At 70.9% G+C, this 26,371-nt stretch carries 22 protein-coding genes; 4 read left to right on the top strand and 18 right to left on the bottom strand.

Annotated elements, in window-relative coordinates:
* Window positions 1-261: 261 nt before the first annotated feature.
* Genes AC1Q7O_RS06315 through AC1Q7O_RS06330 form a run of 4 tightly spaced genes read right to left on the bottom strand, consistent with a single transcriptional unit; the run spans window position 262 to window position 4,859 of the window.
* Window positions 262-1,494 carry a M20/M25/M40 family metallo-hydrolase gene (locus AC1Q7O_RS06315; RefSeq protein ID WP_492660121.1) on the bottom strand — a complete coding sequence of 411 codons (1,233 nt, stop codon included), beginning with the start codon at window positions 1,492-1,494 and terminating at the stop codon, window positions 262-264.
* Window positions 1,495-1,530: 36 nt separating this feature from the next.
* Window positions 1,531-2,007, bottom strand: a complete 477-nt coding sequence (locus AC1Q7O_RS06320; protein WP_492660120.1) for a carboxymuconolactone decarboxylase family protein — start codon at window positions 2,005-2,007, stop codon at window positions 1,531-1,533.
* On the bottom strand, window positions 2,004-2,990 hold the full coding sequence (gene sigJ, locus AC1Q7O_RS06325; protein WP_492660119.1) for an RNA polymerase sigma factor SigJ: 987 nt from the start codon (window positions 2,988-2,990) through the stop codon (window positions 2,004-2,006). Before sigJ ends, AC1Q7O_RS06320 begins: the two co-directional genes overlap by 4 nt.
* A gap of 54 nt (window positions 2,991-3,044) precedes the next feature.
* Complete coding sequence (locus AC1Q7O_RS06330; protein WP_492660118.1) at window positions 3,045-4,859, bottom strand: glycoside hydrolase family 9 protein; 1,815 nt, start codon at window positions 4,857-4,859, stop codon at window positions 3,045-3,047.
* 128 nt (window positions 4,860-4,987) lie between these two features.
* Between AC1Q7O_RS06330 and AC1Q7O_RS06335 the strand changes: the two genes are divergently transcribed.
* From AC1Q7O_RS06335 to AC1Q7O_RS06350, 4 genes are all read left to right on the top strand, one after another.
* On the top strand, window positions 4,988-6,235 hold the full coding sequence (locus tag AC1Q7O_RS06335; protein ID WP_492660117.1) for an ROK family transcriptional regulator: 1,248 nt from the start codon (window positions 4,988-4,990) through the stop codon (window positions 6,233-6,235).
* Window positions 6,236-6,302: 67 nt separating this feature from the next.
* Complete coding sequence (locus tag AC1Q7O_RS06340; RefSeq protein ID WP_492660116.1) at window positions 6,303-7,253, top strand: carbohydrate kinase family protein; 951 nt, start codon at window positions 6,303-6,305, stop codon at window positions 7,251-7,253.
* A 5-nt stretch (window positions 7,254-7,258) separates the two neighbouring features.
* On the top strand, window positions 7,259-8,491 hold the full coding sequence (locus AC1Q7O_RS06345; protein WP_492660115.1) for an MFS transporter: 1,233 nt from the start codon (window positions 7,259-7,261) through the stop codon (window positions 8,489-8,491).
* A gap of 74 nt (window positions 8,492-8,565) precedes the next feature.
* Window positions 8,566-11,193, top strand: a complete 2,628-nt coding sequence (locus AC1Q7O_RS06350; protein WP_492660114.1) for a TonB-dependent receptor — start codon at window positions 8,566-8,568, stop codon at window positions 11,191-11,193.
* A gap of 7 nt (window positions 11,194-11,200) precedes the next feature.
* Here the strand turns inward: AC1Q7O_RS06350 and AC1Q7O_RS06355 are convergent, their stop codons facing one another.
* The 14 genes from AC1Q7O_RS06355 to AC1Q7O_RS06420 form a co-directional block, all read right to left on the bottom strand.
* Window positions 11,201-12,772, bottom strand: a complete 1,572-nt coding sequence (locus AC1Q7O_RS06355) for a hypothetical protein (protein ID WP_492660113.1) — start codon at window positions 12,770-12,772, stop codon at window positions 11,201-11,203.
* The gene (locus AC1Q7O_RS06360) at window positions 12,769-13,635 is read right to left on the bottom strand and encodes an ABC transporter ATP-binding protein (RefSeq protein WP_492660112.1); all 867 of its coding nucleotides are present in this window, start codon (window positions 13,633-13,635) and stop codon (window positions 12,769-12,771) included. The genes AC1Q7O_RS06355 and AC1Q7O_RS06360 overlap by 4 nt, the downstream gene beginning before the upstream one ends.
* Before the next feature lie 109 nt (window positions 13,636-13,744).
* Complete coding sequence (locus AC1Q7O_RS06365) at window positions 13,745-14,437, bottom strand: phosphodiester glycosidase family protein (RefSeq protein WP_492660111.1); 693 nt, start codon at window positions 14,435-14,437, stop codon at window positions 13,745-13,747.
* Window positions 14,434-14,652 (bottom strand): DUF3820 family protein, encoded by a 219-nt coding sequence (locus AC1Q7O_RS06370; RefSeq protein WP_492660110.1) that lies wholly within the window; start codon window positions 14,650-14,652, stop codon window positions 14,434-14,436. Before AC1Q7O_RS06370 ends, AC1Q7O_RS06365 begins: the two co-directional genes overlap by 4 nt.
* Window positions 14,653-14,683: 31 nt before the next feature.
* Window positions 14,684-16,246, bottom strand: a complete 1,563-nt coding sequence (locus AC1Q7O_RS06375) for a methyl-accepting chemotaxis protein (RefSeq protein ID WP_492660109.1) — start codon at window positions 16,244-16,246, stop codon at window positions 14,684-14,686.
* A 145-nt stretch (window positions 16,247-16,391) separates the two neighbouring features.
* Window positions 16,392-17,054, bottom strand: coding sequence for a response regulator (locus tag AC1Q7O_RS06380; protein ID WP_492660181.1), 663 nt, complete (start codon window positions 17,052-17,054; stop codon window positions 16,392-16,394).
* 17 nt (window positions 17,055-17,071) lie between these two features.
* On the bottom strand, window positions 17,072-19,756 hold the full coding sequence (locus AC1Q7O_RS06385; RefSeq protein ID WP_492660108.1) for a DUF4118 domain-containing protein: 2,685 nt from the start codon (window positions 19,754-19,756) through the stop codon (window positions 17,072-17,074).
* A complete protein-coding gene (locus tag AC1Q7O_RS06390; protein ID WP_492660107.1) occupies window positions 19,753-20,724 on the bottom strand; it encodes a magnesium and cobalt transport protein CorA in 972 nt (323 codons plus the stop codon). Before AC1Q7O_RS06390 ends, AC1Q7O_RS06385 begins: the two co-directional genes overlap by 4 nt.
* Window positions 20,725-20,731: 7 nt before the next feature.
* Window positions 20,732-20,863, bottom strand: a complete 132-nt coding sequence (locus AC1Q7O_RS06395) for a hypothetical protein (RefSeq protein WP_492660106.1) — start codon at window positions 20,861-20,863, stop codon at window positions 20,732-20,734.
* 9 nt (window positions 20,864-20,872) lie between these two features.
* Complete coding sequence (gene kdpC / locus AC1Q7O_RS06400; protein ID WP_492660105.1) at window positions 20,873-21,493, bottom strand: potassium-transporting ATPase subunit KdpC; 621 nt, start codon at window positions 21,491-21,493, stop codon at window positions 20,873-20,875.
* A gap of 13 nt (window positions 21,494-21,506) precedes the next feature.
* The gene (locus tag AC1Q7O_RS06405) at window positions 21,507-22,241 is read right to left on the bottom strand and encodes a TorF family putative porin (RefSeq protein ID WP_492660104.1); all 735 of its coding nucleotides are present in this window, start codon (window positions 22,239-22,241) and stop codon (window positions 21,507-21,509) included.
* Window positions 22,242-22,261: 20 nt separating this feature from the next.
* A complete protein-coding gene (gene kdpB, locus AC1Q7O_RS06410; protein WP_492660103.1) occupies window positions 22,262-24,394 on the bottom strand; it encodes a potassium-transporting ATPase subunit KdpB in 2,133 nt (710 codons plus the stop codon).
* On the bottom strand, window positions 24,394-26,190 hold the full coding sequence (gene kdpA, locus AC1Q7O_RS06415) for a potassium-transporting ATPase subunit KdpA (protein WP_492660102.1): 1,797 nt from the start codon (window positions 26,188-26,190) through the stop codon (window positions 24,394-24,396). Before kdpA ends, kdpB begins: the two co-directional genes overlap by 1 nt.
* Window positions 26,187-26,279 (bottom strand): potassium-transporting ATPase subunit F, encoded by a 93-nt coding sequence (locus AC1Q7O_RS06420; RefSeq protein WP_492660101.1) that lies wholly within the window; start codon window positions 26,277-26,279, stop codon window positions 26,187-26,189. The genes kdpA and AC1Q7O_RS06420 overlap by 4 nt, the downstream gene beginning before the upstream one ends.
* Between the last annotated feature and the right edge of the window lie 92 nt (window positions 26,280-26,371).

The raw sequence follows: 26,371 nt of genomic DNA on the forward strand, positions 1-26,371 counted from the left end.
GCCGCGACGTAGGCGGTTGAAACCGCCCTGGCGACATCAGTCATTGGATGAATCCACCCCGGTGGACCCGCGTGCGACCGCGGACTTATGCGTCCGTCGGTCTTCCCTGTTTCAGCTGGAGGCGTGCGCCCCTGCGGCATCTGTGTGCCCGCGCATGAATGCCGTTAGCAACCGCGCGATGAATGCAACTGTATCGAGTTGAAACGCGATTACATCCCCGCGAATGCGGGAAAACACGAAGCAGCTGTGAAGGACTTGGGGTCAGGGCTTGACCCTGGCCCCGGCGAGCTGCGCGACGGCGGCCAGCGTCGTCTGCGCGGCGTTGAGGCCCAGCAGGAAATCCTTGTCGGAATAGGTCGCGTACAGGTCGGTGGGCTGGTGCCAGTGCGGGTTCCAGCCGGCACCGATGTGCATGCCGCGCTCGTTCTCGCGTACCGAGATGGCGGGCACGTGGTCCATGAACGGCACGGAGTCGGTATTGGTCATGCGGTTGCCCACCGCGGCGGGATAGTCGGTCGCGTACTTCTCGTTGGCCGCGCGCAGCGCCCACGCGAGCTGGGCGGCGCCGTCCGCCTGCCTGGCATTGACCTGGAACTCGATGTTCACGTCCGCCTCGGCACGCTGCTCCCTGGGCGCCGTGTAGACCGGCTGGCCCTTGGCATCCAGCACGGGCTGGCCTGCGGCGTCCAGCTTCGGGATGGGCATACCGTGGTCGAACAGCAGCATGTCGTGCTGGATGACGCCCAGCCATTTCGGCTCGGGGTACTTGCCGGAGCCCTTGGGCGACTCGAGCCCTTGCAGCTCGCGCCGCTGCGCGACGTAGGCATGAGCGCCGTTCAGGCCGGTCTCCTCGTTGTTCCACAGGATGAAGCGGACGGAGCGCTCGGTCGTCACGCCCGGCGCGTTGAAGATGCGCGCCAGCTCCATGACCAGCGCCGTGCCGGAGCCGTCGTCGTTGGCCGCCTCGCCGAAGCCGAGGCCGTCCATGTGGGCCGACACGATGTACATCTCGTCGGGCCGGGTGCTGCCGACCTTGGTGCAGTAGACGCTCTCGCGCGGCGACGTGCCCAGCGGCGTCGGCTCGCTGTTCAGCGCACGCAGCTTCTCGTCGGGCTGGGCCATCGGGTCGGTGTTGACGCCGATGGGCGCGCGCCGGCCGAACAGCGTGCCGCCGCCCTGCGCCGCCGGGCCGGCCGCGCGCAGCGGCTGCAGCTGCGCGGGGCCGCGCCTTGCAGGCTCGGTGAAGTCATAGCGCAGCCGCTCGGTGTTGGTGCAGCCGTAGCGCTTCAGCTGCGCCTCGATCCAGTCCAGCGCCGCACGGTTGCGCGCCGTGCCCTGGCGGCGGTCGCCGAACTGCGTCAGCCCCTTGATGGTGGCCTTGTACTTGTCCAGCTCCAGCTGGTTGACGAGGGTGGCGACCGGGTCGGCCTCCTGCGCCGAGGCAGGCAGTGTGCAGAACGCGGCGAGCAGCAGAGGCGCGAGAGCAGATTTCATGGCGGCCAGCATAGCCAGCCGGCCGGCGCCGCGGGCTCAGGCCAGACCCGCCTTGTCCAGCCCGTACAGCTTGTCCATGGACCCCGGCGGGTTGCGGAAGGCGACGTTCATGCGGTTCCATCCATTGATGGCGGTGATGCGCCAGGTCAGGTCGGACAGCTCCTGCTCGGCGAACTGCTCGCGCGCCTCGGCGTAGGCGGCGTCGGAGATGCCCTCGGGCGCGATGCGCGTCAGCGCCTCGGTCCAGGCCAGCGCGGCGCGCTCCCTGGGCGAGAACAGCGGCGACTCGCGCCAGATGGCCACGTGGTGCAGCCGCAGCTCGCGCTCGCCGTGGATCTTGGCCTGCTTGACGTGCATGTCCAGGCAGAACGCGCAGCCGTTGAGCTGCGAGGCGCGGATGTCCACCAGCAGCGCGAGGCCTTGGTCCATCTTGAAGGCCATGCTGAAGTCGAGGTACTTCTTGAACAGGTCGGCGCTGAGGCGGGTGTAGTCGAGGCGGGGGTGGGTGCTCATGGCGTGTCCTTGGTGGGTGGGCCGGCGGATTCGTCGGCCTCACGGTCAAGACGGGACAGCGCCGCGGTTTGTGACGCGATGGCGCTCAACTTCTCCGGATTGCGCTGGATGTAGACCGCGCCCACCTGGCCGGCCGCGGCGCCCGGTGCCAGCGCGATGGTCTGCACGAGCCGGCCACCGGCCGCGTCGTCGACGATGAGCAGCCCCGGCAGGCCGTTGACGACCGTGGACAGCAGGCGCCAGCCGCGGCTGGTGGGCATCTGCGCAAAGCCGATGAAGGTGCGCGCAATGACGGCGCCGCCGTGCAGCGGCTTGGGCACGGCGCTGACCTTGCCGCCGCCGTCGGCCATCAGCACCGCGTCTTCGGCCAGCAGCGCGGCCAGGCCGGCCACGTCGCGGCGGCGCACGGCATCCATGAAGGCGGCCACCAGCCGCTCGGCCTCTTCCTTCGCCACCTCGCGGCGCGCGTAGTCGGCCTTGATGTTCTTGCGCGCGCGGCTGATGAGCTGGCGGCAGGCGGCCTCGCTGCGGTCCAGGTGGCGGGCGATCTCGTCGTAGTCGAGATCGAACACGTCGTGCAGCAGGAAGGCCGCGCGCTCCAGCGGCGACAGGCGCTCCAGCGCCAGCATGAAGGCGATGGACACGTCCTGCGCGAACTCGGCCTGCTTCTCGGGGCCGGGTGCCCAGCCGAACAGCGCTTCGTCTTCCAGCAGCGGCTCGGGCAGCCACACGCCGACGTACTGCTCGCGCTGGTGGGCCGCGGAGCGCAGCTTGTCCAGGCACAGGTTGGTGACGAGCCGGGACAGGAAGGCGCCGTGGTGGTCGACCGTGGCCTCGTCCACCTCGGCCCAGCGCAGCCAGGCCTCCTGCACGATGTCCTCGGCCTCGGCGCGCGAGCCGAGCATGCGGTAGGCCAGCGCGCGCAGGCGGCGGGCGTGGTCCTGGTCGAAACGGCGGGCGCGGGCGGTGGGGGTGGTGTTCATGGCTGGGGCAAGAGTCTCACCCCGGCAGACGGAACAGCCCGCCCGTTTGTGACATCACCTCGCGGTGCTGACGGCGGCCAGCAGCATCCACGCCGAATGCGGCAGCCACTGCTCCACCCAGCGCCACTGCTCCCCGTCCGGGCCGGGGCCGAAGGCGATGCCCTCCCCCGTGTCGCTCCCCACGGCGCCGGTGATGCCGTTGGAGATGCCGCCGGCAGCCATGTCGCCCGCGCTGGACGCCACCGTCGGCGGGTTGCGGTGGCCGAAGCCGTAGAGCATGGAGATGCCGTAGGGGTTGCGGCCCAGCGTCCAGTCGAGCTGCGCCTGCGCGTAGCCAGCGCCGTCCGTGAAGCCCGCCTGGCGGCCGGCGACGACCATGGCCGTCGTCAACGACGCCAGCCGCGCGCTTTCGCCCTGCCACCAGTAGCCGGTCTCGTTCCTGTGCGGGATGAAGAAGCCCTCCCGCACGGCGCCCTCGGGCTTGCCGCCGCGGCTGGCGAGCTGGAAGGCCTGGCGGGCGTAACCGTAGGGGTTGGACACGCGCTGCGTGATGGCGATCTCGTGTCGCAACGCGGCCGCGATGGCCTGGCGCGCGCGGTCGCGGCGGGCGGCGTCGGTCTCGATGTCGGCATACCAGCCCAGGCTCAGCGCCGGCAGGCCGGCCTCCACCGCGTGGTAGTACGGCCGCGAGCCGCCGTCGCTGATGAAGCCGCCGTCGGCCGTCTGCCGCTGCAGGAGGTTGTCGGCGCGCACGCGGGCCGCGTCCAGGAAGCGCGGCTCGCGCGTCGCGTGGAACAGCTCCACCGCCGCCATCAGCGCCGTGTAGTCGTCGATGATGTTCTCGACGCCGTTGGCCGTGTATTGCGCGTTGACCTGCTGCAGGTGCTCGAAGCCCTTCACGGCGTCGGCCAGGTAGGTGGCGCCGCTGAACTCGCCGTGCCGGCCGGACTGCGTCGCCAGCAGCGACGCCCGCGCCAGCGCCGCGATGGCCATGCCGGCACCGGCGCGGTAGGCCGAGCGGTACAGCGGCGTGTAGGTGCCGTCCTCGCCCTCGTAGCCGACCACCATGCGCTCGGCCTTCTCGTCGCCCCATTTGTCGAACACGGTCGTGTAGAAGTAGCCCTCGGCGTCGAGGATGCGGTGCAGGTAGTCGGCTCCCCAGAAGGCCTCGTTCTCGGCGCGCTTGAGCAGGCCGGCGCGCCGGTACAGGTCGCCGGACGTGTGCGCCGTGTAGGCCAGCACCCAGGCGGCCATGGACGTCTGCTGCGGGTTGAAGAAGTTGGCATAGCCCAGGTGCGACAGGTATTTGCCGGCGTCGCCGCCGGCGTCCTTCCAGCCGCCCCAGACGTTGACGAAGCGGTCCGTCTCGAACACGCGGATGCGCCTGTCGCCCGCGCCGGTGTGGCGGCTGCGGTGGAAGTAGTCCAGCGTCTTGTCGGCGATGGTGGTGAACAGCGCCTGGTCCTTCACCCTCACCGGAGCGGATAACGCGCGCGCGCCGCCCAGCGTGGCCTCCACGCGGTAGACGCCGGCGGCCTGCAGCGCCGAGAAGTCGACCCCGAAGTAGCGCTTGCCCTCGCCCCAGGCAGAGAACGCCGGCAGGGCTTTCAGCGCGCCCTGCGCCACCACCTTGCCGCCGGCCAGCACGCGGTAGCGGCCCTCGGTGGCCGCGCCGGTGGACTCGACGATGGCGCGCTTCGGGCCCAGCCGCTCCAGCGCGACCTGGTTGATCTGCACCAGCAGCGGCTCGGCGGGCAGTTGCACCGACACGGTGGTCACCGGCGCCAGGGTGGCATCGGCAGCCGCGCCCACGGCCGCCAGGCCCAGCGTGGCGAGAAGCGCCCGGCGGGCGATGAAAGCGGTTTTCATGGTGGCGATCAGGTCATGTGAGGCGGCGCACCATAGCCGCGCCCCGCCGCCCCGTCAATAAATACATCGCCTAGATGTATTTATCTCGTGGCATGCTGGCGGCCGATCCGACCGACCCCACCCACCGCATGAGAACCCCCAGCCGAGGTGCCACCCAGCAGTCCAGCGCCCCCTACAACCGCCGCGTCGTGCTGGACTTCATCCGCCAGCAGGGTGCCGCGTCGCGCAAGGACATTGCCGACATGGTGTCGCTGAGCCCCCAGACGGTGGCCAACATCACCAACGACCTGGAGGCCATCGGCCTCATCGTCTCGCGCCGCCAGAAGGTCGACAAGACCCGCGGCCAGCCGCCCATCGCGTTCGAACTGAACCCCCAGGCCGGCAACGCCATCGGCATCAGCCTGGAGCCGGGCCGCGCGTCGGCCGCGCTGGTCAACCTGGTGGGCGACGTTCGCAGCCGCTGCGAGGTGGCCATGGACAGCAGCGATCGCCGCCAGATGCTGGCCGCCATGCTGCAGCTCGTGGCCCAGCTGCGGCGCGACTCGACCGAGCGGTTGTGGGGCATCGGCGTCGCCCTGCCCGGCCCGCTGGGCCACACCGACATCAGCTTCATCGGCCCGACGGCGCTGGAGGGCTGGAACGACCTGTCGGTGCTGGACGAGCTGGGCGAGGTCACCGGCCTGCCGCTGTTCTACCGCGTCGACAGCGTTGCCGGCGCCCTGGGCGAGACGCTGTTCGGCGTGGCCCGCCACCTGGACGACTTCTTCTACCTGCACCTCGGCCTGGGCCTGGGCGGCGCGCTCGTCGTGGGCCGCTCGGCCTACCCCGGCGCCAACGGCAATGCCACCGAGATCGGCCACGTGCCCATCGTGCCCGGCGGCACCGCCTGCTACTGCGGCAACCGCGGCTGCCTGGAGCGCTACCTGTCCATGCACTCGCTGGCCGAGGCGCTGGGCGTGTCCGACCACGAGGTCTGGACCGTCGACCTGGCCCAGCGCCTGCAGCAGCCCGGCGACGACGCGCTGCACCGCTGGTGCCGCCAGGCGGCCGACCGCCTGCGCGACGCCGTCTGCATGCTCGAGAACATGCTGGACCCGCGGTCCATCGTCATCGGCGGCCCGGCGCCCAAGGTGCTGGTGGAGCACCTCGTGGCGCTGGCGCAGCCCTGGCACCGCTCGGTGCGCGGCGGCGTGGCCGAGCCCGGCACGCGGCTGTTGCTGTCGGACCGGCAGGACGACTCCTCCATCCTCGGCGCCGCCGTGCTGCCCATCTACGAGATGCTGTCGCCGCGCCTGGAGGTGCTGCAGCACGACCGCCGCACCGAGGCCGACGCAGCCGAACTGCTGGGCCACCGGCCGCCACCACGGCGGGCCTGACAAATATTTAAAACCACTGGTTTTATTTATTGACACCGCGTCGGAGACACTTCTATAGTCCGCGTCCATGGACACGGCACGCCTCTCCTCGCAACCTCACCTCAGCATCGTCGGCGACGTCGGCGTGGACCTCGTGCTCGGCACGCTCGACGGCTGGCCGCGCATCGGCACCGAGCTGCTGATGCCGCGCAGCGAACTGCGCGCCGGGGGCTCGGCGGCCAACGCGGCGCTCGCCGCCCGCCATGTGGGCCTGCCGACGCAGCTCATCTCGGCTGTCGGGCACGACCACTTCGGCCAATGGCTGGCCCAGCAGTTCACCGGCGTGCGCACGCAGCTGGAGGTGTGCGATGGCGAGACCACCGTGTCGGTGGGCCTGATGCACGGCTGCGGCGAGCGCAACTTCTTCACCACGCTGGGCCACCTGCAGCAGCTGTCCATCCAGCACGTGCTCAAGCATCTGCAGCCCACCACGGCGCCGGCCATCGCCCTCTTCACCGGCCCGTTCCTGCTGGGCGGGCTGCGCGGCCTCTACACCGCGCTGCTGGGTGAAGCCTCCGCCCGCGGCTACCGCGTCGCGCTGGACACCGGCTGGCCGCCCGAGGGCTGGACGCCGGCCGTGCGTGCCGAAGTGAAGACCTGGCTGCCGCACTGCGACCACCTGCTCATCAACGAGCTGGAGGCGCACAGCATCGCCGGCATCGATGACCTGGACGCCGCGCTGACCGCCATCGAGCGAGAGCTGCGCCCCGGCGCCAGCCTCATCGTGAAGGTGGGCGCACGTGGTGCCGTGGGCATCGAGGCCGGCCACCGGGCCGAGCACCGCGCGGAGCCGGCCGACATCTTCGACACCATCGGTGCGGGCGACGCGTTCAACGCCGGCTACCTCGCGGCTCGCCTGCGCGGCGGCACGCTGGCCGAGGGCCTGGCGGCCGGCTGCCGCACCGCTCGCGCCATCCTCCAACGCTTCCCGCGCAAAACGATCCGTGCCGGCGAATTCGCCGACTGCATCGCCGCCTGACCGCCATGAAGCACCGCGCCCTCATCGTCGGTTACATCCTGCTGATCTGGTTCGTGATCTCGTTCGTCACCAACCTCATCGGCCCGCTGATGCCGATCATCATCCAGGACTTCCACCTCAGCCTGGCGATGGCGGGCTTCCTGCCGTTCTCGTTCTTCCTGGCCTACGGGCTGGTGTCCATCCCCGGCGGCCTGCTGGTGGAAGCCAGGGGGCCGCGCACCACCATCCTGGTGGCCTTCGTGCTGAACCTCGCCGGCTCGCTGGCCATCGCGTTGTGGCCTGGCTACGGCACGGCCATCGCCGGGCTGTTCATCATCGGCCTGGGCATGGCGCTGTTGCAGGTCGTCATCAACCCGCTGATGCGAACGGCCGGCGGCGAGGCGCATTTCGCGTTCTTCTCGGTGATGGGCCAGCTGATGTTCGGCCTGGCGTCGTTCCTGAGCCCGCTGACCTTCCAGCTGCTGATGGAGCGCCCCGGCGCGGCCGGCAGCCCGCTGGTGTGGGTGGCGTTCTACTGGATCTTCACCGTCGCGTTCTGCGTGCTCATCGTCGCCAACCAGGCGCTGCCGCTGCCGCGCGTGGAGCTGAAGGACGACGAGCGCACCGGCGGCTGGGCCGCCTACAAGGAGCTGCTGGCGCGGCGCGACGTGCGGCTGTTCTTCCTGGGCATCATGGCCTACGTGGGCACCGAGCAGACGCTGGCGAACTGGATGTCGCAGTTCCTCTCCACGTACCACGGCATCTCGGCCACGGCAGAGGGCGCCGACGCGGTGGCGCGCTTCTGGGGCCTGATGTCGCTGGGCTGCCTGCTGGGCTTGGGGCTGCTGAAGCTGCTGGACTCGCGCGTCGTGCTGGCCGGCTTCGCCGTGCTGGCCATCGCCAGCGTGGCGCTGGCGCTGTTCGGCCCGGCCACCGTGTCGCCACTGGCCTTCCCCGCCGCCGGCTTCTTTCTGTCGGTGATGTTCTCCATCGTCTTCTCGCTGGCGCTCAATTCCGTGCCACGCCATCACGGCGCGTTCTCCGGCGTGCTGTGCACCGGCATCCTCGGTGGCGCCGTCGTGCCGCTGCTCGTCGGCGTGCTGGGTGACGTCACGGGGCTGCGCGCCGCGATGTCTGTCGCCTTCCTGACGCTGGCCTACCTGCTCGGCGTCAGCGCCTGGGCCCGGCCACTCGTGCGCAACGAGACCGTCTCGCTCGCGCAGCTGCTGTCCCCCAGACGCCCCAGACCGGGGGCCTGAATTCCCACCTGCCCACGTCACGGCCGCCTGCGCCGGGACCGCTGTCGCCCCTACAACAACCGGAGACCAGAGAGATGAGAACGACCCGAACCGTCATCGCCGCCGCGGCCAGCCTGCTTGCCGGCACCGCCTTCGCCCAGGACGCCCCCGCGGACAAGGACGCCACCAGGAACGAGCTGCCCACCGTGATGGTCAGCGCCACGCGCGTGAACTCCAGCCTGCTGAAGACGCCGGTGGCCGTCACGGCCGTCACGCAGGAGGCGCTGAGCCGCGAGGGCATCCATGACGTGCGCGGCCTGTCCGGCACCATCCCCAACTTCCAGATCTCGCAGGGTGCCGACTCGGGCGTGCAGATCAACATCCGCGGCGTCGGCTCCACCAACTTCACCGAGATCGGCGACCCCGCCGTCGGCCTGCACGTGGCCGGCCTGTACTCGCCGCGCCCGCAGGGCGCGCTGGCGCTGATGTTCGACCTGGAGCAGGTGGAAGTGCTGCGCGGCCCGCAGGGCACCCTCTTCGGCCGCAACTCCACGGGCGGCAGCGTCAACATCATCCCGGCCAAGCCCGACTTCGGCTCCACCTACGGCAACGCCGAGGTCGACCTGGGCAACTACAACAAGCGCCAGCTCAACCTCGTGCAGAACCTGCGCGTGAACGACAAGTTCGCGCTGCGCGCCACGTTCAGCAAGGTCAGGCGCGACGGCTGGATCAACCAGCAGCAGGACTTCACCGACGTGAACGCGCCGGAGCACGGCTTCGTCGCCGACGGCATCCCCGACGTGGACCAGCGCCGCAACGCCAAGGTCGACAAGAGCAGGTATTACTACAACCGCGACGAATGGGCCGCCCGCCTCGCCGGCCGCCTGAAGCTGACCGACAGCATCGAGTGGCTGCTGGCCTACGAGAAGTTCCAGAACAACAGCGCCGGCGAAGTGGCGCTGAAGGACTGCGACATGGCCGCCGGCACCGCCTTCGCCTGCACCGGCGGCAAGTGGGACGTCAAGATCAACATGCCCGGCAAGATGGACATGTCCATCAACACGCTGCGCTCCAACCTGACTTGGAAGCTCAGCCCCGCCACCACGCTGGAGTACGGCGTCGCCTTCGCCACGCAGAAGCGCTCGCAGCAGGCCGACGACGACGGTGGCTACCACCCGCTGCCGCGGCAGGTCACGGCCAGCCTGCCGGTGGACGAGCACAGCAGCGACGAGGCCACCTGGCCGGTGGTCGACAACACGTCCATCACGCTGGGCTCCAGGTACAAGTCCACGGTGCACGAGCTGCAGCTCAAGCACAGCACGGACACGCTGCAACTCGTCAGCGGCCTGTTCTGGATGCACGAGAAGAACGCCATCGACTACGCGCAGGAGTTCCTCGTCACCGCGCCCTACGGCTTCCCGATCAGCCAGTTCTATCACCAGCCCGACCGGCAGATCGACGCCAAGGCCGTGTTCGCGCAGGCCGACTGGAAGTTCGCGCCGGACTGGACCGCCACGCTGGGCGCCCGCTACAGCCGCGACAGGAAGGCCGACAAGGGCGGCCAGGTCTACGGCGGCTGGGACGGCAAGACCCCGGCCTACTACAACGGGCTGTTCCACCCCGGCACACCGGGCGACGCGGACTTCCGCGCCCACAACGGCCGCGACCTGACCGAGAAGATGGGCCCGTTCGCCGGCGTGGGCGCCTATGCCGAATGGGGCGCCCCGGCTGGCAACGACCATGCCGAGACCTGGAAGAAGCTCACCTACCGGCTGGGCCTGTCCCGCCAGCTGACGCCGCTGGACATGGTCTACACCTCGCTGTCCACCGGCTACAAGGCCGGCGGCTTCGGCGACAAGGACGACCGCTGCGGCGGCGAGCACGACTGCGTGGACGGCCCCGCCGGCCCGCAGTACACCTTCTTCCCGTACAGGCCCGAGACCGTCACCAACCTCGAGTTCGGCTACAAGGGCCTGATGCTGAACAAGCGGCTGAGCCTGTCGGCCACGCTGTTCTACAGCCGCTACAAGGACATGCAGGTCACCGGCGACTTCTTCTCCGCCCGCGTGAAGACCGGCGCGCCCTGCCCGGCCGAGAACCCGACCTGCGACATCGTCGTGAAGTGGCAGACCGTCAACGTCGGCGTGGCCAACATTCCCGGCCTGGAACTGGAGCTGGACTACAAGCCCTGGGAGGGCGCGCGCCTGGGCGGGTTCGCGTCCTACATCAACAGCAAGGTCAAGAACTACCCGTCCTTCAACGACGGCTGGAACTGCGCCGTGCGCGAGGAAATGGGCGCCCCGGCCTGCCCCGATGCCTACGCCGGCCCCGTTTCCGAGTTCGTGGGGCGCCAGATCTACGACATCACCGGCAACCACCTGCCGCTGTCGCCCAAGTTCACGTTCGGCGTCAACTTTGCGCAGACCTTCTTCGTCGGCGACGGCTGGGAGCTGACGCCCTGGGTCAACCTGAAGTGGCAGGACAAGATGTACTTCACGCTGCGCAACCTGGACAACCGGCACATCGGCGACATGCAGAAGTCCTTCGCCAAGGTCGACGCCAGCATCAAGCTGGTGGCGCCCAAGTACTGGCGTGCCGAGTTGTACGTGCTGAACGCGACCAACAAGATGACCAAGAACGCGGCGCAGGACGGCGGCGGCTTCGTGCGCGGCTACTACAACGACCCGCGCACCTACGGCCTGCGCATCGGCATCGACTACTGACCGCGGTTCAGTCCCGGCGCGGCAGCACCTGCAGGGCCGCCAGGCCCAGCAGGCCCGCCGCGGCGTAGCCGGCCACGCTGGCCGGCTGCGCCGCGCCGCTGAGGCCCAGCATGTCCAGCACCGCCAGGCCGGTGTTCTGCAGGTTCAGGTACAGCCCGAACAGGAACAACGCCAGGAAGGTGCGCGAGCCGCGCGTCAGCCGGCCCAGCAGCGCGGCCGCCGCGCCGAGGCACAGCAGCCCGGCCACGCAGGCGGCCGCGCGCAGCGGTGCCACGGCCGCCCAGCGCAGCAGCGCGGGAGCGGCCAGCAGCAGCCCCAGGCCGACGGCGGCGCTCGCCTGCCGCCAGCCGCGTTCCAGCACACCGCCGGGCGCCGCACCGGCCAGCGCCAGCGTGCCGCTCTGCAGGTCGCGCGAGCTGACGTCGGCCACGGCCACGCCCCAGGCGCCGAGTGCCGCCGCCATCACGCCGGGCAGCACCTCCACGGGCACGAACACCGCCGCCACCGCGCAACCCAGCATCGCCAGCGCCAGCAGCGGCTGGCTCAGCAGCACCAGGCCCACGTCCGCCAGCCAGCGGCCGGGCACGCCGGGCAGCCGGGCGCCGGCAAACATCAGCGCCCCCAGCGCGCGGGTGAACGGCCGCAGCAGCGGGCCCGACAGCCATTGCAGCGCCCGCATCACGCGCCCGCGCTGCGCCGCGCTGCGCGGCTTCACGCGGTCGGGCGCGTAGCGGTGGAAGGCCAGCACGGCCGGCACCAGAGGCAGCAACGCCAGCAGCATCGCCCCGAGGCGCAGCGCCACCAGCTCACGGCCCCACAGTCCCTCGGGCATGTGCAGCACCGGCAGCGTCGGGTCGAACGGCCCGCCGCCCACCTGCACGCTGCGCACGTCCAGCAGCTGGCCCAGGCTCACCAGCAGCGGCGACACGCCGTTGATGTCGAACACCTGCCAGCCACTCAGCCGGATGGCGCCCTCGCCCAGGAACGCCGGCACAAAGGCGAACTGCACCATCCACAGCACCCAGTACAGCGCGTCGCCGCGCTTGCCCATCAGCGGCGCCCAGGCGTCGGCCAGCACGGCCAGGCTGGCGCACAGCATCAGCCCCGGCGCGAGGCCCAGCAGCAGCATCTGCAGATAGGGCAACGGCTGCAGCGGCCCCTCGCCGCGCACCAGCTGCAGCACCCAGATCGTCAGCATCACCGCCGTACCCAGCGACAGCAGGAAGCCGAACGCGCCCAGCCAGCGAGCCCCCAGCAGCTGCGCGTTGGCCACGGGCGTGGCGGCCAGCACTCCGGCCGTGCCGCAGCGCAGGTCCTCCTGGCTGCGGCCGCGTGCGAGGTAGAAGCCCGCCAGACCGAACAGCAGCGACGCGATCAGCGTCGTGCCGAACGCCAGCGTCTGGCTGTCGTAGGCCAGGCGCTGCTTGTTCGTGACCATCATGGCCGCGCCGGTGGACGGGTCCAGCACCATCAGCCAGCTCACGGCGACGACCGCCAGCAGGATGACGAGGCTGCTGACGCGGCGGCTGCGCAGCCGCCATTCGTTGAGCACCAGGGCCTGGTAGAGCGAGGTGTTCATCGTGCCACCCGCGCATCGGCATAGCGTTGCGCCATCAGCGCTTCTTCGAGGCTGGCCTGCACCGGCTGCGCCTCGGCGAACGGCCGCGACGGGTGCGCCATGCGCACCTGCACGCGCCCGCCCTGCGGCTGGGCCTGCAGCACGTGCACGTGCTCGCGCAGCGCCTCGTAGTCGGCCGGCGCCAGCAGCGCCGTCCAGACCTTGCCGGCGGCGCTGGCCAGCACCGCGTCAGGTGTCGTGTAGCTCACCAGCCGGCCCTGGCGCAGGATGGCCAGGTGGGAGGCCATGTTCTCGACGTCCGACACGATGTGCGTGGACACGATGACGAGACGCTGCCGCCCCAGGTCGCCCAGCAGGTGGCGGAAGCGCAGCCGCTCCTCGGGGTCCAGGCCCGCCGTGGGCTCGTCGACGATGAGCACGTCGGGGTCGTTCAGCAGCGCCTGCGCGATGCCCAGCCGCTGGCGCATGCCGCCCGAGAAGCCCGCGGCGGGGCGGTGCGCCTGCTCGTGCAGGTTCACCAGCTCCAGCAGCTGCTGCAGCCGCTGCCGGTCGCGCACGCCCTTCAGCGCGGCGAAGTACTGCAGGAACTCCAGCGCGGTGAGGTGCGGGTAGACGCCGAAGTCCTGCGGCAGGTAGCCCAGGCGCCGGCGCATCAGCTCGGGCTTGGCGACGATGTCCTGCCCGTCCAGCAGGATGCGGCCGCGGGTGGGCCTGCAGAGCGTGGCGAGCATCTGCATCAGCGTGCTCTTGCCCGCGCCGTTGTGGCCGATGAGCCCGACGACACCGGGCTTCAGCTCCAGCGACACGCCATCCACGGCGTTGAGTGTTCCGAAGGTCTTGACGACGTCTTGTAGTTGCAGCACGGCCGCCTCCTGTCTTGCGATGGCTCGCAGGTTAGGCAGGTGGCGACGTGCCGCCAACGCGCGTCCGACAGACCGCGCGGACCGCGGCTCAGGCGGTTGAAAGCCGGGCTTACTCCGTCACGCCCAGCAGCGGCCCCAGCTCATGCCAGCGGTCGCTGCGGCCCAGGCCGGACGACCACAGGCTGGACACGGCGCCGTCGAGATAGAGCGCGTCGCGGCAGTGCAGCTCGTCGCGCAGGAAGCTGGCGAACTCGTGGAAGGTGACGGGCCGCTCGCTGATGACGAAGGTTGCCTGGGCCCCGGCCGCGCAGACGCCGTTGCGCACGTGGCGCGATGCCGACGACGCGCGGAAGGCCGGGTGCATCTGCCCGTCCTTGAGCAGCAGCGGGCCGGACTGCGTGGCCAGCACGACGCCGTCGCGCGGCATGGCCGCGTAGTCTGCCGCGTCGACGACGTGGGCGCCCCGGCCGTCGACGAGGAACACGCCGTTGGGCTTCAGGAAGAAGTTGCCGCGGCCTTCGCCCAGGTTCAGCGGCGCCAGCTCGCGGCCGTCGATGACGAGCAGGCCCACCGGGCCGCCGTTGGCGTGGTACATGCCGGCGTTCATGCCGAAGGTGAGCGTCCTGCCCTGCCCCTTCAGCCACGCGGCGAGCCGGTCCAGGCGCCGCAGCGGCTGGCCTTTCTCGTCCTGCCAGAAGAGGCGCAGCCGGGCGGCGTCCACCCGCACGACCGTGAACAGGTCGTTGGCTGGCGCCGCCGCCGCCAAGCCGGCGAGGGCAAGCGCCACCAGCGTGCGCCTCATCGCCCGCCTCCGCGCAGCGGCTGCAGCAGCCCGCGCAGGTCGTTGTGGTCCAGCTCGTACATCAGCGCCAGCAGCCGGCCGATCTGGCCATCGGGAAAGCCTTCGCGCGCGAACCAGCCCAGGTAGTTGCCGGGCAGGTCAGCCAGCAAGGTGCCCTGGTGCTTGCCGAACGGCATCGCGGTGCTGACGAGCTTGAGGAGGTCTTCCGGATTCATCGCCGCAGTGTCGCCGCGGCACGCGCGGGCATCAGGTCGACATGCGGAACATGCCCACCGCGCGCACCAGGTCCATGGCCTGGCTCTTCAGGCTGGACGCCGCGGCGGCCATTTCCTCGACGAGCGCGGCGTTCTGCTGCGTCGTGCGGTCCATGCTCGACACGGCGCCGCCCACCTGGCCCACGCCTTCGCTCTGCTCGGCGCTGGCGGTGCTGATCTCGCCCATGATGTCGGTCACGCGGGCGATGCTGGCCACCACGTCCTGCATCGTGCGGCCGGCCTGGCTCACCTGGCCGGCGCCGGTCTCCACGCGGGCGACGCTGTCGGCGATCAGCCCCTTGATCTCCTTGGCCGCCTCGGCGCTGCGCTGCGCCAGCGCCCTCACCTCACCGGCCACGACGGCGAAGCCACGCCCCTCCTCGCCCGCCCGTGCCGCTTCCACGGCAGCGTTCAACGCCAGGATGTTGGTCTGGAACGCGATGCCGTCGATGACAGCCGTGATGTCGCCGATGCGGTGGCTGGCCTCGCTGATGCCGCGCATGGTGTCCACCACCTGCGCCACGGCCTGCCCGCCCTGCTGCGCCACGGTGCTGGCGGCCTGGGCCAGCTGGTTGGCCTGGCCGGCGTTGTCGGCGTTCTGGCGCACGGTGGCGCTGAGCTGCTCCATGCTGGAGGCCGTCTGCTGCAGCGCGCTGGCCTGGCTCTCGGTGCGGGAGGACAGGCTGTGGTTGCCCTGGGCGATCTCGGCGCTGGCCAGCGACAGGCTGTCGGCGCCCTGGCGCACCGAGGCCACCAGCGTGCGCAGGCCGCCCTGCATCGCGGCGATGGCCTCCAGCAGGCGGCCGAATTCGTCCCGGGTCCGCGCGTCCACCTGCATGTCCAGGTTGCCCTGCGCCACCTCGTTGATCAGCGTGACCGCCTGGTTCAGCGGCGCGACGATGGAGCGGGTGATCGCGAGCGCGGCGAACAGCGCCAGCGCGACGATGACCGCACAGCCCCCGGCCAGCAGCGTCATGCGCTGGGTGTGCACCTGCTCGGTCTCGGCCACCAGCTGCTGGGAGGTGTCTGCGGTGTAGCGGATGTAGTCGTCGGTGGCCTTCACGAGCGCCGCCAGCAGCGGGCGGCACTCTTCGTTCATGCGCGTGATGGCGGCCTCGCGGTCACCGGCCAGCGCCAGCCCCACGATGGCCTCGGCGACGGGCGAGTAGCGGGACTCGATGCCGGCGATCTCCTCCACGCGGCTGCGCGCATCGGCCGGCACGTCGTCCTTGCCCGACAGCGACTGCAGCAGCGCCAGCGACTTGCCCACGTCCGCCACGGCGGCCATGACGGCGGCCTTCTCGGTGGCGGCGTCTTCCGGCTTCGTGACCAGCACGAGGTTGCGCGCGGCGATGGCGCGGCGGTCCACGGCCAGCCGCACCTGCTCGGCGGCAACGGCGCGAGCCTCAACGCCCTGCACATAGTCCGTGAACTGCTGGCCGTCGGCCTGGATGGACTGCAGCGCCGCCGCCGACACGGCGACGATCATCAGGATCAGCGCGCCGAAGGCGCCGATCAGCTTGGTCTTGACGGACAGGTTCTTCCAGAATGACATGACAGGCTCCCGGGCAGCCATGGGTCATGGCCGATGGACGTCATCTTCTGAAAACCGGCCGGCGGCCACGAGACGGCAATGCCCGAAGCCGCTGCGCGGCGATGGCGGCAGTGGGCGTAGGCAAATTGCCTACACGGCCCGGCGCTCAGGGCTTGAGGCGGTAGCCCACGCCGGCCTCCGTCACCAGCCACTGCGGGCGGTTGGGGTCGGCCTCCAGCTTCTTGCGCAGGTTGGCCATGTGTACGCGCACGTAGTGCACGTCCTCCGCATGGCCCGGCCCCCAGACGGCCTTGAGCAGGTGCTGGTGCGTCAGCACGCGGCCGGGCTGGGTGGCCAGCTCCTGCAGCAGCCGGTACTCGATGGGCGTGAGATGGAGCTCCTCGCCGTCGCGCGTCACCGTGCGCAGCGCGCGGTCCACGGCGATGGGGCCGAAGCGCAACACCGGATCGGCCTCGCCGCCACCGCCGCGGCGGCGCAGCTGCACGCGCACGCGCGCCAGCAGCTCCGCCACGCCGAAGGGCTTGACGAGGTAGTCGTCGGCGCCGGCGTCCAGTGCCTGCACCTTGCGCTCCTCGCCGTCGCGGGCCGACAGCACGAGCACCGGCGCCGTCGACCAGCCGCGGAACTCGCGGATGAAGTCCAGCCCGTCGCCGTCGGGCAGGCCCAGGTCCAGCACCACCAGCTCCGGCCGCCGCGTGGCCGCGTCGATGAGGCCGCGCGCGAGCGTCGCCGCCTCGAACACCTCCATCCCTTCGCTCTCCAGCGCCATGCGCACAAAGCGCCGGATCTCCGGCTCGTCCTCGATCATCAACACGCGCGCAGCGCTCACTCCCGTCCCTCCAGCGGTGGCTCACCCAGCGGCAACTCGATGCGAACGCAGGCGCCGCCCATGGCGACATTGTGGGCGCCGATGCGCCCGCCATGCGCCTCGACGATGGCCTTGCAGATCGCCAGGCCCAGGCCCACGCCGGGCGTGGCGCTCTCGCGGTCGCCGCGCTCGAACTTGTCGAACAGCTGCTGCTCGCGGCCGGCGGGGAAGCCGGGGCCGTCGTCGCTGACGTCCACCTCCACGTGGCGGCCCGCCCGGCGCGCGCCGATGCGCAGCCGGCGGCCGCCGTACTTGACGGCGTTCTCCAGCAGGTTCACGAGCACGCGCTCCATCAGCACCGCGTCCAGCTGCAGCAGCGGCAGGTCGGGCGCCAGGTCCACCGCCACGTCGCGGCCCGCCAGCACCTCGTCCAGGCCGGCCAGCGCGCTGCCCACCACCTCCTGCAGCGGCAGCCACTGCCGGTTCAGCGGCACGGCGCCGGCCTGCAGCCGCGCCATGTCCAGTAGGTTGGCCACCAGCGCGCTCATGCGCAGCGCCGAGCGGCGCATCGCGTCGGCCACCTCGGCCTGCTGCGGCTGCAGCGACGTGAGCCGCAGCGCATCGGCCAGACCCACCAGCGCGGCCAGCGGCGTGCGCAGGTCGTGCGAGACGGCCGTCAGCAGCGAGTTGCGCAGCCGCTCACCCTCGATCTGCAGCGTGCTCTGCTGCGCGACCTCGATGTAGTGGATGCGCTCCAGCGAGATCGCGATCAGCGCCGCGCAGGTGTCCAGCAGCTCGCGCTCGTCGGGCAGCCAGCGCCGGCCGGCAGCCTCCACGGCCAGCACGCCGCGCAGCCGCATCGGCGCCGTCAGCGGCAGCATCAGGCAAGGGCTGGCCGGCAGCGTGCCGGTGCCCTGGCCAGCAGGCTGGCCGTGGTCGAACGCCCATTGCGCCACGCCCAGGTCGGGCTGCACGCCCGCGCCGGGCAGCACCGCCAGCACCTCGCGCCCCGCCGGTGCGGCCAGCGGCGGCGCCAGCACGGCCGAGGCCACGCCGAACTCCGCCCGCAGGAAGCGCGCCGCGATCTCGGCCACCTGCTCGGGCACCAGCGCCGCGCCCAGGTCGCGCGACATCGCATACAGCCCGCGCACGCGGCGCTCGCGCTCGCGCGCCGCCCGGGCCTGCGCCTGCAGCCCGGCCGCCAGCTGGCCGATGACCAGCCCCACCAGCAGCAGCACGGCAAACGTCACCAGGTACTGCGCGTCGCCGACCGCGAACGACCAGCGGGGCTCGACGAAGCAGAAGTCGAACGCCGCCACGCCCAGCAGCGCCGTCAGCGCCGCCGGCGCGCGGCCGAACCACAGGGCCACGCCCACCACGTTCAGCAGGTACAGCATCGCGATGTTGGTGGGTGCCATCACGCGCAGCAGCGCCAGCGACAGCGCGGTCGTCGCCACCACGCCGGCCACCGCGGCCGCGTAGCCGCGCAGCGCCTGCGGCGCCAGCAGGCCGCGCACCGGCGGCAGCGCGGGCCCGACCTCGCGCTCGGCCGTGGGCAGCGCCACCTGCAGCACGTCCATCTCGTCGGCCAGCCGCGTCAGCGCCTCGGCCAGCGACGGCCGGCCCGGCCAGCGCCAGGCTCGCTCGCGCCGGCCCACCACCAGCCGCGCCAGGTTGTGCTCACGCGCATAGCCCACCAGCGCCGGCGCCACGTCGGGCGCCGACAGCACCGCCGTGCGCGCACCCAGGCTCTGCGCCAGCGCCAGCGTGCGCTGCACGCGCTGGCGGTCGGCCTCGTCCAGCCCGCGCGCCGTCTGCACATGCACCGCATGCCAGTCCAGCCCCAGCTGCTGGGCCAGCCGCGCGGCGCTGCGCACCACCTTGTCGGCATTGCCGCCCGGCCCCACGCAGGCCAGCAGCGACTCGCGGTTGGCCCACACGGCCCCCTGCGCCAGGCCGGTGTGCTCGCGCCGGTAGGCCTGCATCTGGTCGTCCACGCGGTCGGCCGTGCGGCGCAGCGCCAGCTCGCGCAGCGCCAGCAGGTTGCCCTTGCGGAAGAAGTTGCGCGCGGCGCGCTCGGCCTGGGCGGGCAGGTAGACCTTGCCCTCCTTCAGCCGCTGCAACAGCTCGTCGGGCGGCAGGTCGACGACGACCACCTCGTCGGCCTCGTCGAACACCTTGTCCGGCAGCGTCTCCCACACGCGGATGCCGGTGATGCCGCCCACCACGTCGTTCAGGCTTTCCAGGTGCTGCACGTTCAGCGTCGTCCAGACCTCCACGCCCGCGTCGCGCAGTTCCAGCGCGTCCTGCCAGCGCTTGGCATGGCGCGAGCCGGGCACGTTGCTGTGCGCCAGTTCGTCCAGCAGCAGCACGCCGCCCGGCTCGGCAGCGCCCCAGGCCAGCGCGGCGTCGAGGTCGAACTCGCGCAGCGTCTGCCCGCGGTGCTCGCGCTCCTTGAGCGGCAGCGCCGCCAGGTCGCGGGCGACGGCGGCGGTGTCGCTGCGGCCGTGGGTCTCGACGACGCCGATGCGCACCGGCCGGCCCTGGCGCTGCGCCGCGTGGGCGGCGGCCAGCATCGCGAAGGTCTTGCCCACGCCGGCGTTGGCGCCGAAGAAGATCTTCAGCCGGCCGCGCCGGGCGCTGTCCTCGTCGCGACGGACCTTGGCCAGCAGCTCGTCGGGGTCGGGCCGCGCGTCGCTCACAGCCAGCGCAGGCGCTTGAAGCGCCAGTACAGCGCGCCGCTGACCAGCGCGATGGTGGCCAGCGCCATCGGGTAGCCGTAGGCCCACTTCAGCTCGGGCATCTTCTCGAAGTTCATGCCCCAGATGCCGGCCAGCGCCGTGGACGCCGCGAAGATCGCGGCCCAGGCGGCCAGCCGCTTGGTGACGAGCGACTCGTCGATGGTCACCAGCGTCAGGTTCACCTGTGTCGCCGCGATGATGGTTTCGCGCGCGGCATCGATGCTGGCCTGGATGCGCAGCAGGTGGTCGTAGACGTCGCGGAAGTACTCCTGAAGCGCCTTGCAGACCACCGGCACGCGGCCGCCATGCAGCTTGGCCGTCACCTCCAGCAGCGGCGTGACTGCATGGCGCAGCGTGGCCAGGCGCTGCTTCAGCGCGAACAGCTGCTGCACGACGGCCTGGCGGTCCTGGCCGCGCAGGAACATCGTCTCCTCCAGCTTCTCCAGCTCGGCCTCGATGCCGTCCATCAACGGGATATAGCGGTCCACGACGGCGTCCATCAGCGCGTACAGCACGAAGCCCGGGCCCTGGCGCAGCAGCTCCGGCTCGCGCTCGGCGCGGCCGCGCACGCCCAGGAAGCCCTGGTTGCTGCGGTGGCGCACCGACACGACGAAGCGCGGCCCGACGAACACGTGCACCTCGCCCACGTCCAGGCCCTCGGGGCCGGTCTCCAGCAGGTGCATGGCGGCGAAGGTGATGTCGCCGTACTCCTCCACCTTGGGGCGCTGCTGGCCCTTACGGGCGTCCTCCACTGCGAGCGGCGGCAGGTCCAGCTCGTGCTGCAGGCGGGCCAGTTCGTCGTCGGTGGGGTCGCGCAGCGCGATCCACAGGAAGCCGCTCTCGCGCGCCGCCAGCGCCTCGGACACGCCGTCCAGCGCGGGTTCGGCCACCAGGCGGCCATCGTCGTACACGGCACTGTTGATCAGCATGCGGCAATCAGGGCTTGCGGGAACACCGGGCCATCCTCGCACGCGCCCGGCGGCGCTGCTGCCAGCCGATCAGCCAGCCCACGGCCGCCAACGGCAGCGCGACGGCACCCAGCGCGAGCAGCGCATACAGCCAGGCCATGCCCGCCCCTCACCGCGCGGCAGCGTCCAGCGCGAGGTTGAGCTGCAGCACGTTCACGCGCGGCTCGCCGATGAAGCCCAGCGCGGGCCCTTCGGTGTGCTGCGCCACGAGCGCCTGCACACGCGCCGGTGGCAGGCCGCGCACGCGGGCCACGCGTGCCACCTGGTAGTCGGCGGCGGCGCGGCTGATGTGCGGATCCAGGCCGCTGGCCGATGTGGTCACCAGGTCCACCGGCACCGGCGCGGTGTTGCCCGGGTCGGCGGCGCGCAGCGCCTCGATGCGGGCCTTGACGGCGTCAGTCAGCGCCGGCGCCGTGGGCGCGAGGTTGGAGCCCGCCGAGTTGGCCGCGTTGTGCGACATGGGCGCCGTGGCCGACGGGCGGCTCCAGAAGTGGCCGGGCTCACTGAAGCGCTGGCCGATCAGCACCGAGCCGACGGTCTTGCCGTCCTGCACGATGAGGCTGCCGTTGGCCTGGTCAGGGAATGCGGTCTGCGCCACGCCAGTGACGAGCAGCGGATAGGCCAGGCCGGTGACGAGGCTGAGACCGACGAACAGCGTCAGCGCCGGGCGCCACAGGGGCACCTCGGTCGCGGCCGCCGTCGTGGCGGGAGTGGCAAGCGTGGTGGTCATGCTGATCTCCTATTCAGAAAGTCTTCTTCAGGCCGAGGACGACGGCGTTCTTGCCCATGAACCTGGCCGTAGCCGGGTTGGCGTAGAAGGTCTTGTCGGCGTCCGTACCGACGACGGCAGCGCTCAGCACCAGGCCGGAGAAGTCCTTGGCCAGCGTCAGCGAGTAGTCGGTGTACGACGCGACGGCGGTGTGCCTGACGGTCTGGTGGCCCACGTGCGGGATCAGCGTGAAGCCGTTGCCCAGGTCGAAGTTGGCGGTGACGTCGAAGTAGCCGCTGCCCTTGCTGTCGACGGTGCCGAACAGGTTGGTCGTGCTGTGCGAGTACTTGGCCGTGACCGGGCCGAAGCTCAGCGCGCCGTACACCTCGAAGGTGTTGGCATTGGCGAAGCCGGGCACGCTCTTCAGCTGGTTGCTCGGGTAGAGGTAGTACAGGCCGCCGACGTCCAGCGTCAGGCCCTGGGCCACCTCGGTCTTGTAGCCGCCGTACAGGTCGACCTCGACCTTGGCGTCGCCGCCGGCGTCCTTGATCCACTTGATCGTGGACGCCCAGCCACCGACGTAGAAGCCGCTCGGGGCCGCGTAGTCCAGGCCGCCTTGCAGCGCGGGCTTGAGTCGTGTCTGCGAGATGCCGCGGTAGCGGTAGTCGCTGATGGCGCCGACGTTGAAGGTCAGCGGGCTGGCGGCGTCCTCGGCAAAGGCGGGAACGGCTGCAGCGAGAGCGAGAACGGAAACAACGAGAGTCTTCATGGGAATGTCTGGAGGTGTACTCAGGCGATGCCGAGCGCGACGAGGAGGAGGTCGATGGCCTTGATGCCGATGAAGGGGACGATGACGCCACCCAGGCCGTAGACAGCCAAGTTGCGGCGCAGCAGCGCAGCCGCGCCGATGGCGCGGTAGCGCACGCCCTTGAGCGCCAGCGGGATCAGCACGACGATGATCAGCGCGTTGAAGATGACGGCGGACAGGACGGCCGAGTCGGGGCTGTGCAGCTGCATCACGTTCAGCGCCGCCAGCTGCGGGTAGGTCGAGACAAACGCCGCCGGCAGCACCGCGAAGTACTTGGCCAGGTCGTTGGCGATGGAGAACGTCGTCAGCGACCCGCGCGTCATCAGCATCTGCTTGCCGGTCTCGACGACCTCGATGAGCTTGGTGGGGTTGCTGTCGAGGTCCACCATGTTGCCGGCCTCCTTGGCGGCCTGCGTGCCGGTGTTCATCGCAACCGCCACGTCGGCCTGGGCCAGCGCGGGCGCGTCGTTGGTGCCGTCACCGGTCATCGCGACGAGCCGGCCCTGCGCCTGGTGCTCGCGGATCAGCGCCAGCTTGGCCTCGGGCGTGGCTTCGGCGAGGAAGTCGTCCACGCCCGCCTCAGCCGCGATGGCCGCGGCGGTCAAGCGGTTGTCGCCGGTGACCATGACGGTCTTGATGCCCATGCGGCGCAGCTGCGCGAAGCGTTCCTTGATGCCGGGCTTGACGATGTCCTTCAGCTCGACGACGCCCAGCACGTGCGTGCCGTCGGCCACCACGAGCGGCGTGCTGCCGCGGCGGGCGGCTTCGTCCACCGTGGCCTGCACGCTGCCGGGCCAGCGGCCGCCCAAGGCCTCGACATGGGCGCGCACGGCGCTGCCGGCGCCCTTGCGGATCTGGCGGCCAGGCAGGTCCACGCCGCTCATGCGCGTCTGCGCCGTGAACGGGATGAACTCGCCGCGCTCCGCCGCCGCGGCAGCACCGAACTTGCGGTCGGCCAGCGCGACGATGCTGCGCCCCTCGGGCGTCTCATCGGCCAGCGAGGCCAGCCGCGCCGCACCGGCCAGCTGCGCCTCCGACGTGCCGTCCAGCGGCCAGAAGGCATCCGCCTGGCGGTTGCCCAGCGTGATGGTGCCGGTCTTGTCCAGCAGCAGCACGTCGACGTCGCCGGCGGCTTCCACTGCACGGCCCGACGTCGCGATGACGTTGGCCTGCAGCATGCGGCTCATGCCCGCCACGCCCACGGCCGAAAGCAGGCCGGCGATGGTCGTCGGGATCAGGCACACCAGCAGCGCGACCAGCACGACCAGGCTGACCGGCTCGCCCGCGCCGGCCACGGCCACGCTGAAGGTCGAGAACGGCAGCAGCGTGGCGCAGACACCCAGGAACACCAGCGTCAGCGCGACGAGCAGGATGGTCAGCGCGATCTCGTTGGGCGTGCGCTTGCGCTGCGCGCCCTCCACCATCGCGATCATGCGGTCGACGAAGGTCTCGCCGGGGTTGACCGCCACGCGCGCGATGACCCAGTCGGACAGCACGCGCGTGCCGCCGGTCAGCGCGGAGAAATCGCCGCCGCTCTCGCGGATGACGGGCGCCGACTCGCCGGTGATGGCACTCTCGTCCACCGAGGCAACGCCGTCGACGACCTCGGCGTCCGCCGGGACCACATCGCCCGCCTCGATCAACACGACCTCGCCCTTGCGCAGCGTGCCAGCCTCGCGTGGGTGCCACTTGATCTGGTCGCGCGGCACGCCGGCGCGCCAGTCGTCGGCCACCTTGGCCCAGGTCTCCTTCTTCAGGCCGCGCAGCGACGCGGCCTGTGCCTTGCTGCGCCCCTCGGCCAGCGCCTCGGCGAAGTTGGCAAACAGCACGGTGAACCACAGCCACACCGTCACGGCGATGACGAAGCCGCTCGGTTGCACGACGGACAGCGCCGTCGTCAGCAGGCTGCCCAGGTAGACGACGAACATCACCGGGTTGCGGGCCTGTGTGCGCGGGCCCAGCTTGGTGAAGGACTCGACCAGGGCCTGGCGAGCCAGTGCCGGGTCGAACAGGGAGAAGCCGGCGCGACCCTCAACAGAGCGACGGGCCGCTCCCGAGCTCTCTTGATCCCCTTGTGGGGCCTGACGCGCAGCGGCAGGTTTGGGGCTAGACATTACTTTGCGCTCCAGAGAATGAGGTGCTCGACGACAGGGCCCAGGGCCAGCGCCGGCACATAGTTGAGAAGACCGACCAGCAGCACCACGCCGATCAGCAGCGCAACGAACAGCGGGCCATGCGTGGGCAGCGTGCCCTCGCCCGCCGTCAGGCGCTTCTTGCCCGCCAGCGAACCCGCCATGGCCAGCACGGGCACGATGACGCCGAAGCGGCCTATCCACATGACGAAGCCCAGCAGCGTGTTGTAGAAGGGCGTGTTGGCCGACAGGCCGGCGAAGGCGCTGCCGTTGTTGTTGCCGGCGGACGAGAACGCATACAGCACCTCGCTGAAGCCGTGCGCGCCGGGCGCGGCGATGCCGGCGCGTCCGGCCTCGGTGGCCACCGCGATGGCGGTGCCCACCAGCACCGCCAGCGGCGTCAGCAGGATGGCCAGCGAGACCATCTTCATCTCGTGCGCCTCGATCTTTTTGCCGAGGTACTCGGGCGTGCGGCCGATCATCAGCCCGGCCACGAACACGGCCAGCATCGCGAACACCAGCATGCCGTACAGGCCCGCGCCGACGCCGCCGAAGACGACCTCGCCGAGTTGCATCATGACCATGGGCACGAGGCCGCCCAGCGGCGTGAAGCTGTCGTGCATGGCGTTGACCGCACCGCAACTGGCGGCCGTCGTGATGACGGCGAACAGCGACGACGCATTGATGCCGAAGCGGGCCTCCTTGCCTTCCATGTTGCCGCCCGGCTGCGTGGCCGTCTGCGCGGCGTCCACACCCAGCTTGGCGAAGCCCGGATTGCCCGCCTGCTCGGCCGCGGTGGCGATGGCGACGGCGACGACGAACATCGCCGTCATCGCGCCGAGGAGGGCCCAGCCCTGGCGCATGTCACCCACCTGACGGCCCAGCACGAAGCACAGTGCCGCCGGAATCAGGAAGATGGACAGCATCTGCAGCGCATTGGTCGCGGCCGTCGGGTTCTCGAACGGGTGTGCCGAATTGGCATTGAAGAAGCCGCCACCGTTGGTGCCCAGCATCTTGATGGCCAGCTGCGACGCGACCGGGCCCACGGCCAGGCTCTGGCTCTGGCCGGACTTGTCTTCCATGACAGGCTGGCCGTCGGCACCCTTCAGCGGCTGGCCGGTGGCGTCGAGCTTGGGCTCCTGCCAGCTCTGCGTCTCGACGGTGGTCACGTCCTGGTAGGGCTTGAAGGTCTGCACGACACCCATGCCGGCCAGCACCAGCGCGAACACCAGCGACAGTGGCAGCAGCACCCACAGCGTGGCGCGGGTCAGGTCGGCCCACACGTTGCCGATGCCCTTGGACGTGTGGCGCGCGAAGCCTCGCACCAGCGCGATGACGACGGCGATGCCGGTGGCAGCCGACAGGAAGTTCTGCACCGTCAGCGCGAGCATCTGCGTCAGATAGCTCATCGTCGCCTCGCCACCGTAGCCCTGCCAGTTGGTGTTGGTGACGAAGCTGATGGCGGTGTTGAAGGCCGAGTCGGGTGACACCGCACCCAGGCCCTGCGGGTTCAGCGGCAGCACCGCCTGGAACCGCTGCAGCGCATAGACGGCCAGCACCCCCAGCGCATTGAAGACAGCCAAGCCCAGCGCATAGCGCAGCCAGCCCTGTTCGGCGTCGGGGTTGGCGCCGGCCAGCCGCAGCAGGCCACCCTCGATACGGCGCAACCAGGCGACGCGGCCTTCCATGACGGCATGAATCCAGCGCGCCAGTGGCCAGGCCAGCGCCAGCAGCACGACGAGGAAGGCGATGAGTTGAATCCAGGCGGAGCTGCTCATGACAGGTCCTCCGGGAATACCAGCGCCCAGAACAGATAACCCACCAGGCCGACGACGAGGATGGTGGCGGCGAGTTCGAAGCCACTCATGGCTTTCTCCTCGCCAGCTTGTCGCAGCCCCAGGCCGCGAGACCGGTCACGAGCGCGAGAGCCGCGCAAAGACCAAGAAAAACGATGTCCAT

It is taken from the genome of Roseateles sp. GW823-FHT07B05, from assembly GCF_058794515.1.